Raw genomic sequence first — 16,445 nt, 5'->3', positions numbered from 1 at the left:
AGTTAATATCCTGTAAATGCCAGGGCATATAAGAAAAACAGGAAATCTACACTAGAAAATACATGGAAACTTCGTTTATGAAAAACATTCAATAAGGTATAAAGTCCTTTGTTCCATCTTTTCCAGCTTCATCTTACTGTATTCTATTTATTAAGCTCTCCTAAAATCTTTACAATCATTTAAGCTGCTGAAAATAACGAAAAGCTATCACCAACTTGACTGATAGCTTTTGCGCTTTTTCCACTATTTTTACAAGCTCCCAAAATTACGGCAGCAGCTTGATGACAGGCTGTTCATGATTTAACCCATTTTCTAGAATTTCCATAACAGTCACGATATCGTTATCACTGACTAATTTTTCATGGCCGCTGACAATGGTGCTGTACAGAGCATCATATACCATGCCATAATCTCCTTTGGGTGAGGCAATTTTTTGTACTTTGTCTTGCCCGGATCCATCCACATATATGGCCTCTCCGTACATACCAGGTTCATCCGCACCAAAACCCTTATCCTGAGGACCCTTCCCTTCTTTCAAAAACTCTTCCTGCCTGTCCATTCCATATTTAATGAAGCTTCCATTTTTGCCGTGAAGAATAAAGGAAGGGTAAGGACTCTTGACTAGATGATTGGTTTTAACAATATATTTGAAATGATCGTAAAAAAGCTCTGCATGATAATAATCATTAGTATTAACGGGATTGCGGACTGAGCGGATATCATAATACACCGCACGCGGTCTCCCGAACAGAGATACAGCCTGATCAATCAAGTGAACGCCAAGGCCATACCAAACCCCGTCATATCGGCTTCCTTTGTGATCTGGAGCATGAGGGCGGAAATAATCAAAATGAGATTCTATCTCAACAATGTCACCTGTATATCCGTCCTCAAGCACTTTTTTCATCGCCAGAAAATCACTGTCAAACCTTCTATTTTGATATGGCATGATGACGAGATTTTTTTCCGCTGCAAGCTCAAGAAGCTCCTTTGCTTCTTCGGCCGTTTCGGTAAAAGGCTTCTCAACCAGAACATGCTTACTATGGGCGAGGCACAGCTTTGCAAAATCATAATGAGTGTCTGGCGGCGTGCAGATAGAAACCAGCTGGATTTCTTCATCAGAAAGCAACTGATGCAGATCATCAGTAAATTCTATTCCATGGCCTTTATACTGGTTTTCCTGCTCTTCCTTTTTGCTTCTGTTATATATCATTTTGACTTCCAGATTACTTCTGATTAAGACATATGGAAGATGATAGCGTGTTACACTTTTGCCGAACCCGATAAATCCGATTTTCAGCGTCATGATCAGCCCTCCCAAAATAAAATACAGCCAGGGAAGATGGATCATCTCCCGGCTGCTTCGTTCATTGCAGTATTGTATCAACCTTTTTTAGAATTTCATCTGGCAAATGTGCATCAACCGCTTTTGCATTTTCCTCGACCTGCTCTGGCTTGCTTGCTCCAATTAGAGCACTGGCAACGTTCGGCTGTCTCAGGATCCAGGCAATCGCAAGCTGTGATAAGCTAATGTCCAGCTCCTTGGCTGTTTTTTCAAGCTGTTCTACCTTCAGGAGCACCTCATCAGAAAGAAGCCTTTCCATAAACATATTAGCTTTCGGGTCCCTTGCCCTGCTTTCATCCGGCAGGTTTCCGCCTCTTTTATATTTCCCTGTCAGCACACCCTGGGCAAGCGGAGAAAATACAATCTGGCTGATGCCGTTTTGTGAGCTGACTGGAATGATTTCTTTTTCTATATTACGGTGGAGCATGCTGTAATTTGGCTGATTGACAACGATCCTGTCAAGCAGATATCGATCTGCCGTTCCAAGAGCAGCCTGAATTTGCTGAGCTGTCCATTCACTTACCCCTACATACAGCACTTTACCCTGGCGGACCATATCGTCAAGTGCACGAAGCGTTTCGTCAAGCGGTGTTTCCGAATCAAACCTGTGGCAGTAATAGATATCCACATAATCCAGCTGAAGCCGTTTTAAACTGCCATGAAGCTGCTCGAAAATATGCTTTCTTGATAACCCTTTGTCATTTGGACCATCCCCCATCGCGCCGAAGACCTTTGTTGCCAGCACATAGGATTCCCTCGGATACCTGCGTAAGGCTTCTCCTACAATCTTTTCTGCTTCTCCCATTGCATATACGTTGGCCGTATCAAAGGAGTTAATGCCTAAGTTGTAGGCAGCTTCAATCGTTGAAATCGCTTTATTTTTTTCGGTTGAATTGCCATATGTAAGCCAGCTTCCTAAGCTGATTTCGCTCACCTTTAAGCCTGTCCTTCCCAGTCGGCGGTACTTCATGTGTCCGCTCCTCCACTCTTTTTAATTGACTATATATTTTAAATATTATAATAACATCAGGAGGATTAATAGAAAAGCAAAGCAGCTTCAGTTTTTCAATGTTACAAAACACTTGATTCATGACTAAAAAACCCATCCTGGTGGAATGGGCTTCTTTTACTTAGGCTGTTTTCGTAAACTTTGTTGCTATTCAACAAGTGGTTGATTTCCGCTCCAGGATGCTCGCTTTCCGCGGGGCGGGCGGTGAGCCTCCTCAGCTACGCTTGCGGGGTCTCACCTTCCCGCTAATCCCGCAGGAGTCTCGCACCTTACGCTCCAATCAACCTGATTTAACAATATGATTGCCTCACAGAATTCATTAAAAAACAACAATCTTTAAGAAAAGAGCCTTTACTTAATTATTGATATATTTCTCGAAAATTTCTCCATAATCCTTGATATGATATTGTTCATGGACACTTGTCATCCAGGTGAAGCCAAAATCAGTCAGGTCTCTATATGTATCTGCCAATTTAAGATCTTCCGTTCTAGAGTTTTGAAGGATGTTCACAGCTTTGTCCAGGCTTTGGGACGCCATATCAATAAATAGACTGTTTTCATATGATAATTCAGAAATACGGAGCAGTGATTTATAGAGATCCTTTAATTGTTCAATCTGGTCTTTGCGGACGTCTATGTCGAATTGTTCCTTGCCGGCCATGAACTTAATTTCAACATCCATATCAATCTTGCCTGCAGTTTCAAGAAACACATTGGAAATTTTGTGCTGGATATAAGGATACCGCTTCAGCACTCTTTTGGATGACACAGCGTTCGCACCATCTACATGAATGATTGCAAGATTGGTAAAACAATATTCATCCGCCTTAGTTTTGATTAAAAAGTATATTTTCTCATTGTCTTCATGCATAACATAATCATCAGCATCCGTTTTATCGTAATCCGCAGGGGCAATGATTGTTCCTATATCCGATAATCCCAGTGCATCGGCAGCTAATTTCTTAAACATCGTATCATCCTCTCAACATTCAATTATAGGGTTATCTAATTTTATCACATTACAATTCCATTTTTATACCATTTTTTTACTTTTCGGCATATGTAATGATTGGTGAAAAACAAGCTCCTCTCCGGACTCTCCAGCGAATTTTATTCCTTTATCCTTAAATCCGCACTTTATGTATAAATTCCGGGCCGGAATATTCGTATGATGTACCGTCAGCAGAATTTCATTTTTATAAGGAATAGCCCGTTTTACAAATTCAGGCAATAAATACAGCGCCTGCACGGCCACTTTCCTTCCCTGATAGCGCTGATCAATGGAAAAAGATTTAAAAATTACGGCTTCTTCATTCCCTGTATAAATATTCGACTCCGGTCCATAATCTACAACAAAAAAACCAGCTGTCATTTCATCCTCAGTAATTAGTACAGCCAGTTTATCTTCACCTTTCCTGCACACTTTTACAGCAACAGCCGGCATAGTTGTGTATATGGCCTGTTCCTCCGGGAGGACATACTGAAGGAGCGCCGGAAAGTCACGAGGCTCATACACCTTTAATTTCACAATGCCGCTCCCATCCGCTTTCATCTAATCGCCTCCGTCTATTTTTCATTTGGCCCGGCCTCAAATTCTGGGCGGCACCCAATTACTAATCGAACCAAAAAAAGGAATCAAGCCCTTCATTCGAGAACTATCTTAATGTCGCAAAATACAGAGAGGTGATGTAATGGAGCAAAACACACTGGATAAAATCACAAAATGCATGCTCACAAATTCAAGTATACAGAAAGTCCAGACGGAGCACCGGATTAAGTTGGCTCAATTTTGGGGAATAAAAGAAGGCAGCCGAGTGCTCGAAATTGGCTGCGGCCAGGGAGATACCACAGCAGTACTTGCCTATCTTGCCGGGGAAACAGGCTTTGTGCATGGAATTGACATCGCTTCCCCTGATTACGGGGCGCCGGCCACACTTGGAGCCTCTGCTGATTTCCTGAAAAAATCATATCTTGGAAACCGGATCACCTTTAACTTTGAAACGGATGTATTATCACCCGGCATCGATTTTCCGGAGAACTATTTTGATTTTATCATCCTGTCACACTGCTCCTGGTATTTCAAGTCATCCGGGGAGTTTTCAAGTGTGCTTGGCCGGACCAGGAAGTGGGGAAAACAATTATGCTTTGCAGAGTGGGATGCAAGAATTACCTCAATAGAGCAGTACCCCCATCTTCTGGCTGTCCTCATACAAGCACAGTATGAAAGCTTTAAGAATGATAGTGAATCTAACGTGCGGACACTATTTACTCTTGATGATATTAAGCGTCTTGCCAGGGAAGCCGGCTTTACGATTCAGAAAGAAACCGCACTATTTTCACCTGGGCTGCAGGATGCCGAGTGGGAAATTGATTACCTCTTACAAGAATATCACGGTGAGATGTCTTTAATCGATGAAATGCCGGACAAGCTTAAATCACTCATACACTCTGAAGTGAATTTGCTGCAGGAGTCCATTAAATACCGGCAAGTAAAACCAATGTCCATATATGCATGCACTGCTGAATAGCCTTCGTGTTTTATCACGAACGGCTTTTTTTAGTTAATCGCCCTAATCCATATTTGATTCATTAAAATTATTCATAATAGGAAAGAATGGCCGATACTACTAGATAAGAAATAAAGTTAAACCGCCAATAGAAAAATAATAAATCCTCCACACTCAAATTATGTAATTCATATATTCTATATTCTTTGCTCTGTTAAATTTGCCTGTTGATTTTCGCTCCAGAAGCTTAGCGGCCGGGGGCAATCGCCGGGCCTGAACGTTGATTCTCAGGGGCCAAGCGAATCCGCCCCAACCAACAGTATACAGATACTTTAACTCCTATTTTATAAAATCACCAGAATAGGAAGCTTTATAGACCGCTATACTCATTGTAACTGTAAAGGATGCGACCATATGACTGCTAAAGATCCACTGCCATCAGATCGTTTGTTTGATGTTTATCAATCTCTTTTTGATTATAACCCTGACGCGGGCTATGCGCTCGATATGGAAGGAAATTTTGTACTTGTTAATGATTCAGCTGTTAAACTTGTCGGTTATTCAAGGAAAGAACTGCTTTCGATGTCCTTTGTTTCGATTTTACCGGAAAATCAGATTGATCATACCCTTCAGTATTTTAAAAGTGCCTTAAACGGAAATCAGGAAAGATTTTACACGGCCATTCAAACAAAAAACAAGCAATATAAAGAACTATGTGTGATTGTTTTACCAATTTTTAACAAATCCGAAATCACTGGAGTAATCGGAATAGCTAAGGATATTACAGAAATAAAAAAGACCAGGCTGGAATTAATCAAGTCCCGCAGCCAGATGGAAAGCATATTTAATAGTGTGGATATTTGCTTATGGTCATTTGACCTCGGCATGAAAAGGCTATTAAATATTTCTCCTGCCTGCTTAAAAATATTCGGGCTCTCACAAGAGGAATTCATAAAGAATCCTGTTCTTTGGAAGGAATTCATACATCCTGAGGATATGGATATGGTCAGCAGGAAACAAACTGAGCTTTATGAAGGGACTTCGCTTGAATACGAGTATCGGATCATTCATCAGGAAGGCACTGTCAAATGGGTAAGTGAACGCACCATTCCCATGCGTGATCACACTGGCCAAATTGTCCGTTTTGAAGGATTGGTCATTGATATTACTCAGCGTAAAATGGCAGAAAATCACCTTCATCATATGGCGTACCACGATACATTGACAGGACTCCCAAACAGGCGGATGCTGAGCGAGCGAATCGAATCAAGCCTTGCAAAGGCGCAACTGAAGAAGGAAAAAGTTGTCTTCATGTACCTTGATTTGGATCATTTTAAATTTATTAACGATTCACTTGGCCATGACCTTGGTGATGAGCTGCTCCAAGTCATAGCCGGACGGGTAAAAGGCTGTTTACGGAAACAAGATACGCTATCACGCCAGGGCGGTGACGAGTTCGCTATAATTCTCGATGATATCGATTTAAAAGAAGCCTATGAAATTGCCGATATGTGCCTGAGTGTCATTTCAAAACCCGTTTTACTTCGTGACCAAGAATTTTTGTTGACTGCCAGCATTGGAATCAGCCTTTTCCCTGATCACGGCCAGACAGCTGAACATCTGATCAAGCGTGCTGACCAGGCTATGTACCAGGCAAAGGGCAATGGCAGGAATAACTTTAAGCTATACAAAGAGGAAATGGAAACTGACCTGACAAGAAGAGTTTTAATCGGCCAGAGCTTTCATAGAGCTTTAACTAATCACGAATTCTCTTTGCACTATCAGCCAATCGTGAATGTTGAGGAACGCAGGATTATAGGCTTTGAAGCGCTGATCCGATGGCAGCATCCTTCCCTTGGTTTTATTCCGCCATCTGAATTCATCGAATTATCAGAAGAAACGGGTATGATTCTCCACATTGGAGCATGGGTTCTCCAGACAGCATGCCGGCAAATCAAGGAATTGGAACTAAAAGGATATAGCGATCTTTATGTCTCTGTTAATGTATCGGCGCGGCAATTTGAAGAAGCTTCCTTCGTAAAGCAATTAATGGACTTGCTTCAGGAAAACCGTCTGAATCCGAGCCAGCTGAAAATAGAGATTACTGAAAGCACCGCCATGACAAATGTGCTGGATATCATTCATAAAATGAATGAACTGCGGTCAATCGGCGTCGAGATTTCCATTGATGATTTTGGCACCGGATATTCCTCCCTAAGTTATTTGAAGAGCTTTCATATCCATACACTGAAAATTGACCAATCGTTTATAGCGGATATCCTGCTTGATTCCAACCAGGAAGCCATTGTCAAGGCCATAACCGCGATGGCTGCCAGCTTGGGAATCAAAACCGTGGCAGAAGGCGTCGAACACCTCGATCAGCTAATATTTTTGTATTCTATAGGCTGTACCCAAATGCAGGGTTATTTTTTCAGCAAACCCCTTCCCTTTGCCCAGGCAGAAAAACTGCTCGCATCGGGTAAAGATTTATTTAAAGATTTTCCTGTATAACGAAACAAATATTCAGGCAAGGCATGAAAGGAGCGGATTATTTCCGCTCCTTTTTGATTCGCTGATTTTTCAATAAAAATAGAAAAGCCATTCTGTGCATCTACATAGTTAACTATTTTCCCATGTTTTCTCCTTGTTAAGTCCGGTTGATTGGAGCGTAAGGCGCGAGTGCGAGATTAGCGGAATAGGCGAGACCCCGCGGAAAGCGAGCCTCCTGGAGCGGAAATCAGTCACCTTGTTCCATGGCAAGGCAACAAAGTATACAAAAACAGTCTTCAAAATTATGCCCTGCAGTTGATTTACTTTGAAATAGACTAAAGTCTGGGCTACCAAATTTGATAAAAGCGTCTATGCCTTTTTGGCAAAATTTATTGACAATCACCACTATTCAGTAATACTATATACTAGTAGTAAGTAATACAGAATATCAGCACCACTAAATACCTTGCTGCTGAGTACTAAAAAAGTGCTAAACGAAATACAAATGGAGGAAGAATTTTGGAAAATATCACAGAAATGCTGAAAGGGGTGCTTGAGGGCTGTGTGCTTGAAATCATCAGCCGCGGCGAAACTTACGGCTATGAAATCACACATCAGCTACGGGAACTTGGCTTCACTGACGTGGTTGAAGGTACCGTTTATACGATTACCATGCGGCTTGAGAAGAACAATCTGGTGAACATCGAGAAAAAGCCATCCACCAAGGGACCGCCCAGAAAATTCTACACACTCAACACAGCAGGTCAAGAGCAGCTTGAACACTTTTGGAAAAAATGGGGTTTTGTCTCAAGTAAAATTAATGAACTCAAAACTAAAAAAAAATAAAAGGAGAAATTAAAATGAGTATAATTAAAAAAATCATCGGAAGCCTGGATGACAAACGTGAATGGAAGGAAATTGAGGCGCGCGGAAAGGCACTTCCAAGTGAGTACCGCCACGCTTACAACGCTATCAAAAAATATTTGTGGACCGCTGGCGGCCCCACCGACTGGAAGGACACCAGCCGTATCTTTTGTGGCATTCTCGATCTCTTCGAGCAAGGTGCAGCTGAAGGCAAGAAAGTCACTGACCTCACCGGCGAGGACGTGGCCGCATTCTGCGACGAACTAGTGAAGGACACGAAAACCTGGAACGATAAATACCGCGCTAAGTTAAATGATACGATTGGCCGCGGCTAAGAGGTTAACGGCAAAACCCTGGCACCGGCACTAACTGAGGGCAGAAAGGAACATGATAAATGGCTGAAAATATGATCGAAGTCACAGGTCTTGTCAAATCTTTCAAGAATAAGGAAGTCCTGAAAAGTTTGGACTTTGAAATAAAAAAAGGAGAAATCTTCGCTCTCCTCGGTGAAAACGGCGCTGGAAAAACAACCACTATCAAAATTCTTGCCACTCTTTCACAAATGACAGCAGGGACAGCAATTGTCAATGGCTTTGATGTGATCAAAAATCCGAATAATGTCAGAAAATCCATTTCACTCACAGGTCAATTTACTGCAATTGATGAAATATTGACTGGCCGTGAAAACCTCATCATGATGGCGAGGCTCCGTCATCTGCCGCAGCCTAAAGTTATTGCTGAAGAAATGTTAGAGAAGTTTGGCTTGATAGAATCAGCAGATTCTAAGGCTGCCACTTATTCCGGGGGAATGAAGCGCCGCTTGGATTTGGCCATGAGCTTTATCGGAGAACCTGCTGTGATTTTCCTTGATGAGCCAACTACTGGCCTTGACCCGAAAGTCCGTCTTGAAGTTTGGGAATTGGTGAGAAATCTTAATAAAAAGGGGACGGCTATTTTCCTGACAACTCAATATTTAGAAGAAGCAGAAGCACTGGCAGATCGCATCGCTGTTCTCCACAAAGGGAAACTTATCGCTAATGCTCCTCTTGCTCAGCTGAAAGCCATGCTGCCTGAAGCAGAAGCTGAATACGTCAAAAAAGAACCCACACTCGAAAAAATCTACCTGTACTTGACTGGTGGGGAAGGAGAAACAAACAATGACTAGTTATTTATTTCAAGATATTGCAACCATGACGAGCCGCTCGATGAGGCATATTTTCCGCAGTGCAGATACTATTATCACGATGACTCTGACGCCGATTGCCTTAATGCTCATGTTTGTCTATGTTTTTGGCGGAGCTATGCATGCAGGCACAAGTGCTTCCTACGTAAAATACCTGCTGCCAGGAATTTTGCTCCAGTCGATCGCAAGCGGGGTTGCCTACACCGCCTACCGTCTCTTCATTGATGTATCCAAGGGAATTTTTGAACGCTTCCACTCTATGCCGATTTCACAAAGTGCCGTACTCTGGGGACATATACTGACTTCACTAGTTTCTAATGCAATCTCAATTGTTGTGATTGTTCTGATTGCCTTGGTGATGGGCTTTCGCTCAACTGCTGATATCCTTAATTGGGTAGGAGTTGCCGAGATTTTCTTAGTCGCTGTTCTTGCATTGACTTGGCTGGCTGTCCTTGCAGGCCTTTCTGCCAAGACGGTGGACGGAGCGACAGCCTTCTCGTATCCTCTAATTTTCTTACCCTTTGTCAGCTCGGCTTTTGTCCCTACTTCCTCTATGCCTGCAGCAGTACGTATTTTTGCTGAAAACCAACCCGTCACAGCCATTGTCAACGCTACCCGTGCCCTGCTCAATAATCAATCTGCCGGAAACAATATCTGGATTGCTCTCTCATGGTGTTTGGGCATCACAATTGTTGCTTACCTCCTTGCCATGCGGAAATATAAAAAGCGCATCTTTGGGAATTAAGAACATTTACAGCCGCTATATAGCCCAGAAATTATAACTGGGATTAGCTTAGTTCAAAGAGAACTAGGCTATTTATTTTTTAAACAAAAAAACACCGAAGAACGGTGCGCGTTACTATCCCTTTTACAGAAACCTTTATTTGAACAGTAAAATTGTGCAAAAAACAAAAAACCACCAAATATGTATTTGGTGGAGACGGTGGGAGTCGAACCCACGTCCAGACATAACGGCACTTAAGCTTCTACGAGTGTAGTCGGCATATTAGTGTTTCGCTGAATCTTATGCCTGCCAACAGGCGTCAGAGCAGCTAGTCTGGTTGTTCTCTTCCTTCATCCTCAGACGGTGGAATCCGGCGTAGCCCACTTAGAGTGAGTCCCTTACCCTACCACATGGGCAATGGAGGGAGGAACCGCTATCGACTGTTATTAAGCAGCGAAAGCGAAGTTGTTGTTTTGTTTGCCAGTTATAGGCGTTGACGTTTTAACGAGGCCGATCCCCTCGACTCGCAACCTAAGCTCGAACTATCCCTGTCGAATCCGTAACGTCCCCATAATAGAAATGGAGCGTACGAGAAAGTGAATAGTCAGCTGGTGTGCTGATATTCAGTTGTCATCGGTACATAACTTATTATAACAGATTCGCTGAGAAATTCAATTGTAAGGTCTTGCTAATCCCTACATCTTCTGCCTGTCGCGGAAAGCGCGCTCGATATCTCTTTTAGCTTCCTTCTTCTTCAGGTCCTCTCGCTTGTCATATTGCTTTTTACCTCTGCCCAGGCCAATTAAAACCTTCGCAAAGCCGTTTTTTAAATAAATTTTTAACGGGACAATAGTATACCCTGTTTCCTTGGTATCCCCAATCAGCTTACTGATTTGCTTTTTGTGCAGCAGCAGCTTTCTTGTTCTTAACGGATCATGGTTAAACCGGTTTCCCTGCTCATATGGGCTGATATGCATATTGTGGAGATAAATTTCTCCTCTTTCAATTTTAGCAAAAGAATCTTTCAGATTAACCTTCCCTGCACGGATGGACTTGATTTCAGTGCCCTGCAGGACAATCCCGGATTCAAACGTTTCTTCAATGAAATAATCATGATACGCTTTTTTGTTTTGTGCTAATTGCTTGCCAGTACCTTTTGGCATCTCTTGTCTCCCCCTCATCAAAAAACAGAAACAGATAAATTGTCTTTAACAGAAGCAAGGCCCGCGCTTTAACCGCAAAAGCCTGACTGACGTAAAAACCCAATTTGTTTAACAAGCCATCAATGAAGAAAGAACTCCATTGATGGCTGTTTCACTTTACCCGCTTTTTTATCTCTTTCTTGGTCTCTTCTTTTTGCGTTTTGCTGCAGGTGCATTTTCGTAAAACTTTCTCTTTTTCTTGGACTTTCTTTCTGAAGAAGAACCTTCCCCGCTCTTTTCATTCCTTCCCCTGCTGCTTCCTCCGCTTTTCCGGTCATCATTACGCCCGCTTCGGCGTTTTCTGTCGCTTGGAGCAGCCTTAAAAATTCTTTTTTCGCCTGTTGAACGCGGCCGGACATTTTTCATCCCGATGATTTCAAAATCAATGGCACGCTCATCTTTGTTCACATTGGACACCCGGATGGAAATTTCATCGCCAATCCGGTATACCTTAGCAGTACGCTCCCCGATCATGGCAAGCTGGCGCTCATCAAAACGGTAATAATCATCACTCATCGCGCTGACATGCACAAGTCCTTCTATTGTATTAGGAAGCTCGACGAACATTCCGAAATTAGTTACAGAACCGATGATCCCATCATATTCCTCGCCAATCTTATCAAGCATGTATTCTGCTTTTTTCAGATCATCCGTTTCGCGCTCAGCATCGACAGCACGGCGCTCGCGCTTGGAAGTATGGTCAGCAATGCCCGGCAAAAGATCATTCCACTTTGCTTTTGTCGCTTCATTCATTTTTCCTTCTATTAGATAGGTCCTGATCAGCCGGTGAACGATCAAATCCGGATACCTTCGGATAGGTGAAGTAAAATGAGTATAATATTCCGTGGAAAGTCCAAAGTGACCCAAGCATTCAGGATCATATTTCGCCTGCTGCATCGAGCGGAGCATGACAGTTGATATTACCATTTCCTCCGGCTTTCCTGAAACAGCTTCTATGATATCCTGGAGTGCCCTTGGATGTACGGAGCTTGCAGAACCGCGGACAATGTATCCGAAGTTGGTGATGAACTCGAAGAAACGCTGAAGCTTCTCTTCTTTCGGGTCTTCATGTATCCGATACAGAAACGGAACTTTGAGTTTCTGGAAATGTTCTGCAACCGTTTCGTTTGCGGCAAGCATGAATTCTTCAATCAAATGCTCCGCAACAGAACGCTCGCGAAGAACTACATCCTTTGGATGCCCATCTTCATCTACAAGTACTCTCGCTTCCTTAAAGTCGAAGTCAATCGCTCCGCGTTCCATCCGTTTTTTCCGGAGAATCTGTGCAAGCTTCTCCATATCCTGAAACATTGGAACAAGGGGCTCATAGCGGTCCATCAGGTCCTGGTCTTTATCGACAAGTATTTTATTCACATCTCCATATGTCATCCGTTCCTTAGTCTTAATGACACTCTCAAAGATATCATGGCCGACAACCTGCCCTGAAGACGTGATTTCCATTTCGCAGGATAAGGTAAAACGGTCTACCTTAGGATTAAGGGAGCAAATGCCATTTGATAAACGATGAGGAATCATGGGAATGACACGGTCAACAAGGTATACACTTGTTCCTCTATCCAGTGCTTCTTTATCAATCGGCGAGTTTTCCGTCACATAATGGCTCACATCCGCAATATGGACACCGAGCTTATAATTTCCGTTATCAAGCACGGTAACGGTGACCGCATCGTCCAGGTCCTTTGCATCTGCCCCGTCAATCGTGACAAGGGATTCATTTCGGAGATCCCTTCTGTTTCCGATTTCGCTTTCCTCAATGGTATCCGGCACTTCATTCGCCTGCTTCATAACATCTGCAGGGAATTCCAGCGGCAAGCCATGTTTATGGATGACCGAAAGAATGTCGACCCCTGGATCATTTTTATGGCCCAGGATTTGAATGACTTCACCCTCGGCACTTGTCCGGCCCTCGGGGTAGGAAGTCAGCTTCACCACAACCTTGTGTCCTTCAACAGCTCCAGCTGAAGCATTTTTCGGAATGAAAATGTCATTGGCGATTTTCTTATCATCTGGAATGACGAACCCAAAATGCTTGCTTTCTGAATATGTACCTACGACTTCTTTAATTCCGCGCTCTACAATTTTTTCAACAGCGCCTTCTCTTCTTGATCCGGAACTCTCCGAGGAAACCCTCACAAGCACGATATCTCCATGCATGGCATTCTTTGTTTCTGTCGGAGGGATAAATATATCATCCGCTCCAGGCTGGTCTTCAGGGGTGACAAAGGCAAATCCCTTTGCATGCCCTGACAGCTTGCCGCGGACCAGGTTCATTTTTTGGGGAAGGCCGTATCGGTTGCTTCGTGTTCTGATCACAAGGCCTTTTTCCTCCATTTTAACTAACGCTTTAACAAAATCCTTGAAATCGGCAGAATCCTCAATCCCAAGCGCCTCTTCAAGCTCCTGGACCGTCAAAGGCTTATACGCTTCCTCTTTCATGTAAGAGAGGAGCTTATCCATATGTTTACGGATGCTTTCTTCCATTGATTAAAACCTCCTTTGCTGAAAAACAATCTATTCTATTATTTTTACCCATCTACATGTTTTATACTTCACTCAGACCAATCCAGTTCCTCAAGAAATCCATAGATATCCTCATGCAGCATATCCCGCTCCTTGTCAAGGGTAATGACATGCCCTGACTCTTCATACCATTTAATGCGCTTTAAATCGGACTCTGCCCCATTATAGATAATGTTGGCGCTGTCTGTATTGATCATCTCGTCAAGCCTTGCCTGTGCCACAAAAACGGGAGCATATATATGATCCACATGCCCGCGGACATCTGAGATCAATTCCTGAAGCGCCTTCAATGTTTTCATCGGTGTTCCGGCAAACCGAGCCATTTCTGTTTCGATTTCTTCAGCTATTTTTCCTTCCCGCCTTTTAAATTCTCTGGCGTAAGCTAAAACTCCTTTATACATGGTCTCTTCACTTTTGATATACATAGGCGCACACATGGGTACGATACCCTTTATAGGTACAGTGTAACCTAATTTGAGGGAAAATACGCCTCCAAGCGATAAGCCTGCTACAGCAATTTCCTGATGTCCCTTTGCCTTCAGGAAATCGTATCCCCTCATTACATCTTTCCACCAGTCAGCAGGGCCGGTTTCTACCAGCTCCTCTGGAGGTACGGCGTGCCCCTTATATTGAGGAGCATGGCAGGTATACCCCCTTTTCTCCAAAAAGCGTCCTAGCATGCGGACATCTGAAGAGTTACCGGTAAAACCATGAAGCAAAAGAACAGCCCGTTTTCCTCCTTCAAAGGTAAACGGCTGAGGCAATTTAATTTTCATTATATAAAACCCCTTTATTCCGGAATCAGGATGAAAACCTTTGGCAGCAAGAAAAAACCAAATTTAATCAAACGTTTGATTAAATGCCCGGAAGCCCTGTGGCAAAGCGCTTCCCTCGTTTTTATGAAGCAGCCGGGTGCTTACCGGATGTATAGTTTTATGGTCTCCATGCATCCAGCCATTTAACATCTCTTTTCCTATTAAATCAAAAAAACCTCATGTATGCTATTTGAAGGCATTAAAGAGAATGTCTTTCTCCATAATAGCCCAACACTCTTCCTTTACAGGCAGCTGCCTGCCGCTGTTCAAAGCCATAGACCTGAGGTTAAGGTTTAGCTACATTCAATTTAATGGGGATTAGAGCGGGCAAGGAATGGGTAATGGAGATCAGAGGCGTATGCGGACACCAGAAGCGGGAATCCTGCGGGGCAGCCAAAGACGGTAAGAAAAAAAGCCTGGCTGAACATCAGCCAGGCATCTTCACTACATTATACTTGGAAATAGGTCACTAACAATGCTAAAACAAAGAACAACACAGCAAGAACGACTGTTGCTCTGTGAAGAACCAAGTCAAGTCCGCGGGCTTTTTGCTTGCCGAATAACTGTTCCGCGCCTCCGGCTATTGCACCTGACAATCCCGCGCTTTTTCCGGATTGCAGAAGTACACAAATGATAAGGGCGATACTAACAATAACTAAAAGTGTTACTATTAATGCATGCATGCATGACACCTCCTGATAACCATTAAACATTACCTTTAATGTACCACAATATGTCACTTTCCACAATGCCGGCTGAACAACTAACTTTCATGGCGCTTAAATTATTAGAAGACATGCATTTTTCAAAATTTTAGGGGACTAAGTACTTTCCATTTAATTCCCCGAGGATATATGATATAAAAGCATGTAACCTATTTTATCTAGTGTATAATTCATAAAGGACAAGCACTTTGTCCTTCAAAAAGTTTCAAGTGGGGGCTTATTTACATGTTTAGAAACGTATTTACCGCAACAGCATTATCCTCTGTTATCCTTTTTTCCGCAGGATGCTCTGCAAATGATGATAACCAGGATGCAAAGGATAAACCAAAGGAACATCAATCCCATAATTCAGGGAAAACAGCTTCCAATGACAGCACAAAAGAAAATAGCAGCAGCTCAGATGATCAGCACAAAGCTGTGACTGCTTCTGCACATCCAAGCAGCATTGAGGTCTTAGTGAATAAGAGTAATTTATTGCCGGACAATTATGAGCCAGCCGATCTCGTGTATCCTAATGTACCATTTATCTTTAAAGATAAAATTGAAAAACGCATGATGCGCAAAGAAGCCGCCCAGGCCCTTGAAAAGATGTTTCAGGCTGCAAAAGCCGACGGCATGGAGCTTGCAGGCGTTTCAGCTTATCGTTCTCATACCAGACAGGTTGCCGTTTTTAACAGCTATGTAAAAAAAGACGGCATCGCGAAAGCTAAGACTTACAGTGCAGTGCCCGGAACAAGCGAGCACGAAACAGGGCTTGCCATTGATGTAGGAACCCTTGACGGCAAATGCGCTGCCCAGGACTGCTTCGGCCAGACGCCCGAATCCGCATGGCTTGCCAAGCATGCCGGCGATTACGGATTCATCATCAGGTACCCTCAGGGGAAAGAGAATATAACAGGCTACAAATACGAAGCCTGGCACATCCGATACGTCGGCGTGAAGATAAGCAAAGAAATCGCGGCCCGCGGAATTACGCTGGAAGAATACTATAATTCTGTGCCTGTTTCTAAATAAGCATGTGCGCGTATTCTTTACAAAAC

General features: G+C 43.1%; 16 protein-coding genes and 1 other RNA gene. 8 read left to right on the top strand and 9 right to left on the bottom strand.

Annotated elements, in window-relative coordinates; translation table 11 throughout:
• Positions 1-265: 265 nt before the first annotated feature.
• The 4 genes from BM126_RS06840 to BM126_RS06825 form a co-directional block, all read right to left on the bottom strand.
• Positions 266-1,306, bottom strand: coding sequence for an oxidoreductase (locus BM126_RS06840; RefSeq protein ID WP_090988808.1), 1,041 nt, complete (start codon positions 1,304-1,306; stop codon positions 266-268).
• Positions 1,307-1,367: 61 nt separating this feature from the next.
• Positions 1,368-2,315 carry an aldo/keto reductase family protein gene (locus tag BM126_RS06835; protein WP_090988807.1) on the bottom strand — a complete coding sequence of 316 codons (948 nt, stop codon included), beginning with the start codon at positions 2,313-2,315 and terminating at the stop codon, positions 1,368-1,370.
• Positions 2,316-2,709: 394 nt separating this feature from the next.
• Positions 2,710-3,324, bottom strand: coding sequence for a PH domain-containing protein (locus tag BM126_RS06830; RefSeq protein ID WP_090988806.1), 615 nt, complete (start codon positions 3,322-3,324; stop codon positions 2,710-2,712).
• A 63-nt stretch (positions 3,325-3,387) separates the two neighbouring features.
• The gene (locus BM126_RS06825) at positions 3,388-3,906 is read right to left on the bottom strand and encodes a GNAT family N-acetyltransferase (RefSeq protein WP_090988805.1); all 519 of its coding nucleotides are present in this window, start codon (positions 3,904-3,906) and stop codon (positions 3,388-3,390) included.
• 139 nt (positions 3,907-4,045) lie between these two features.
• On the opposite strand from BM126_RS06825, the gene BM126_RS06820 reads away from it, so the two are divergent.
• From BM126_RS06820 to BM126_RS06795, 6 genes are all read left to right on the top strand, one after another.
• The gene (locus tag BM126_RS06820) at positions 4,046-4,882 is read left to right on the top strand and encodes a class I SAM-dependent methyltransferase (RefSeq protein WP_090988804.1); all 837 of its coding nucleotides are present in this window, start codon (positions 4,046-4,048) and stop codon (positions 4,880-4,882) included.
• Between the two features lie 393 nt (positions 4,883-5,275).
• Positions 5,276-7,372, top strand: a complete 2,097-nt coding sequence (locus tag BM126_RS06815) for an EAL domain-containing protein (protein ID WP_090988803.1) — start codon at positions 5,276-5,278, stop codon at positions 7,370-7,372.
• Between the two features lie 498 nt (positions 7,373-7,870).
• A complete protein-coding gene (locus tag BM126_RS06810) occupies positions 7,871-8,197 on the top strand; it encodes a PadR family transcriptional regulator (RefSeq protein WP_090988802.1) in 327 nt (108 codons plus the stop codon).
• A 14-nt stretch (positions 8,198-8,211) separates the two neighbouring features.
• On the top strand, positions 8,212-8,550 hold the full coding sequence (locus BM126_RS06805; protein WP_090988801.1) for a DUF1048 domain-containing protein: 339 nt from the start codon (positions 8,212-8,214) through the stop codon (positions 8,548-8,550).
• 59 nt (positions 8,551-8,609) lie between these two features.
• Positions 8,610-9,380 carry an ABC transporter ATP-binding protein gene (locus BM126_RS06800; RefSeq protein WP_090988800.1) on the top strand — a complete coding sequence of 257 codons (771 nt, stop codon included), beginning with the start codon at positions 8,610-8,612 and terminating at the stop codon, positions 9,378-9,380.
• The gene (locus BM126_RS06795; RefSeq protein WP_090988799.1) at positions 9,373-10,143 is read left to right on the top strand and encodes an ABC transporter permease; all 771 of its coding nucleotides are present in this window, start codon (positions 9,373-9,375) and stop codon (positions 10,141-10,143) included. The genes BM126_RS06800 and BM126_RS06795 overlap by 8 nt, the downstream gene beginning before the upstream one ends.
• A gap of 187 nt (positions 10,144-10,330) precedes the next feature.
• On the opposite strand, the gene ssrA is transcribed toward BM126_RS06795, so the two are convergent.
• The 4 genes from ssrA to BM126_RS06775 all read right to left on the bottom strand — a co-directional run bounded on the left by ssrA (position 10,331) and on the right by BM126_RS06775 (position 14,641).
• Positions 10,331-10,692, bottom strand: a transfer-messenger RNA (tmRNA) gene (gene ssrA / locus BM126_RS06790).
• Positions 10,693-10,817: 125 nt separating this feature from the next.
• The gene (gene smpB, locus BM126_RS06785; RefSeq protein ID WP_071352808.1) at positions 10,818-11,285 is read right to left on the bottom strand and encodes an SsrA-binding protein SmpB; all 468 of its coding nucleotides are present in this window, start codon (positions 11,283-11,285) and stop codon (positions 10,818-10,820) included.
• 168 nt (positions 11,286-11,453) lie between these two features.
• Positions 11,454-13,826: a ribonuclease R gene (gene rnr / locus BM126_RS06780; protein WP_090988798.1), complete on the bottom strand. Its 2,373-nt coding sequence runs from the start codon at positions 13,824-13,826 to the stop codon at positions 11,454-11,456.
• Between the two features lie 68 nt (positions 13,827-13,894).
• A complete protein-coding gene (locus BM126_RS06775; protein ID WP_090988797.1) occupies positions 13,895-14,641 on the bottom strand; it encodes an alpha/beta hydrolase in 747 nt (248 codons plus the stop codon).
• Positions 14,642-14,991: 350 nt separating this feature from the next.
• Between BM126_RS06775 and BM126_RS22220 the strand changes: the two genes are divergently transcribed.
• Entirely contained in the window at positions 14,992-15,153 is a 162-nt protein-coding gene (locus tag BM126_RS22220) for a hypothetical protein (RefSeq protein WP_177201340.1), read from the top strand.
• On the opposite strand, the gene secG is transcribed toward BM126_RS22220, so the two are convergent.
• Positions 15,130-15,363 (bottom strand): preprotein translocase subunit SecG, encoded by a 234-nt coding sequence (gene secG, locus BM126_RS06770; RefSeq protein WP_090988796.1) that lies wholly within the window; start codon positions 15,361-15,363, stop codon positions 15,130-15,132. The genes BM126_RS22220 and secG overlap by 24 nt on opposite strands.
• A gap of 267 nt (positions 15,364-15,630) precedes the next feature.
• Here secG and BM126_RS06765 point away from each other — a divergent pair, with 267 nt between their 5' ends.
• Positions 15,631-16,419, top strand: coding sequence for a M15 family metallopeptidase (locus BM126_RS06765; protein ID WP_090988795.1), 789 nt, complete (start codon positions 15,631-15,633; stop codon positions 16,417-16,419).
• The last annotated feature ends 26 nt before the right edge of the window (positions 16,420-16,445 follow it).

Source organism: Bacillus sp. OV322, assembly GCF_900112495.1.
In the GTDB taxonomy this organism is placed as follows: domain Bacteria; phylum Bacillota; class Bacilli; order Bacillales; family DSM-1321; genus Peribacillus.
Note: the sequence above shows the minus strand (reverse complement) of the source record. Positions and strands in the feature narration are given on the sequence as shown.

What these genes read in the sequence shown, in the direction of transcription:
- rnr (WP_090988798.1), bottom strand. Translation starts at nt 13,826, where the DNA reads ATGGAAGAAAGCATCCGTAAACATATGGATAAGCTCCTCTCTTACATG.
- secG (WP_090988796.1), bottom strand. Translation starts at nt 15,363, where the DNA reads ATGCATGCATTAATAGTAACACTTTTAGTTATTGTTAGTATCGCCCTT.
- BM126_RS06815 (WP_090988803.1), top strand. Translation starts at nt 5,276, where the DNA reads ATGACTGCTAAAGATCCACTGCCATCAGATCGTTTGTTTGATGTTTAT.
- BM126_RS06765 (WP_090988795.1), top strand. Translation starts at nt 15,631, where the DNA reads ATGTTTAGAAACGTATTTACCGCAACAGCATTATCCTCTGTTATCCTT.
- BM126_RS06800 (WP_090988800.1), top strand. Translation starts at nt 8,610, where the DNA reads ATGGCTGAAAATATGATCGAAGTCACAGGTCTTGTCAAATCTTTCAAG.
- BM126_RS06795 (WP_090988799.1), top strand. Translation starts at nt 9,373, where the DNA reads ATGACTAGTTATTTATTTCAAGATATTGCAACCATGACGAGCCGCTCG.
- BM126_RS06820 (WP_090988804.1), top strand. Translation starts at nt 4,046, where the DNA reads ATGGAGCAAAACACACTGGATAAAATCACAAAATGCATGCTCACAAAT.
- BM126_RS06830 (WP_090988806.1), bottom strand. Translation starts at nt 3,324, where the DNA reads ATGTTTAAGAAATTAGCTGCCGATGCACTGGGATTATCGGATATAGGA.
- smpB (WP_071352808.1), bottom strand. Translation starts at nt 11,285, where the DNA reads ATGCCAAAAGGTACTGGCAAGCAATTAGCACAAAACAAAAAAGCGTAT.
- BM126_RS06805 (WP_090988801.1), top strand. Translation starts at nt 8,212, where the DNA reads ATGAGTATAATTAAAAAAATCATCGGAAGCCTGGATGACAAACGTGAA.
- BM126_RS06835 (WP_090988807.1), bottom strand. Translation starts at nt 2,315, where the DNA reads ATGAAGTACCGCCGACTGGGAAGGACAGGCTTAAAGGTGAGCGAAATC.
- BM126_RS06775 (WP_090988797.1), bottom strand. Translation starts at nt 14,641, where the DNA reads ATGAAAATTAAATTGCCTCAGCCGTTTACCTTTGAAGGAGGAAAACGG.
- BM126_RS06840 (WP_090988808.1), bottom strand. Translation starts at nt 1,306, where the DNA reads ATGACGCTGAAAATCGGATTTATCGGGTTCGGCAAAAGTGTAACACGC.
- BM126_RS22220 (WP_177201340.1), top strand. Translation starts at nt 14,992, where the DNA reads ATGGGGATTAGAGCGGGCAAGGAATGGGTAATGGAGATCAGAGGCGTA.
- BM126_RS06825 (WP_090988805.1), bottom strand. Translation starts at nt 3,906, where the DNA reads ATGAAAGCGGATGGGAGCGGCATTGTGAAATTAAAGGTGTATGAGCCT.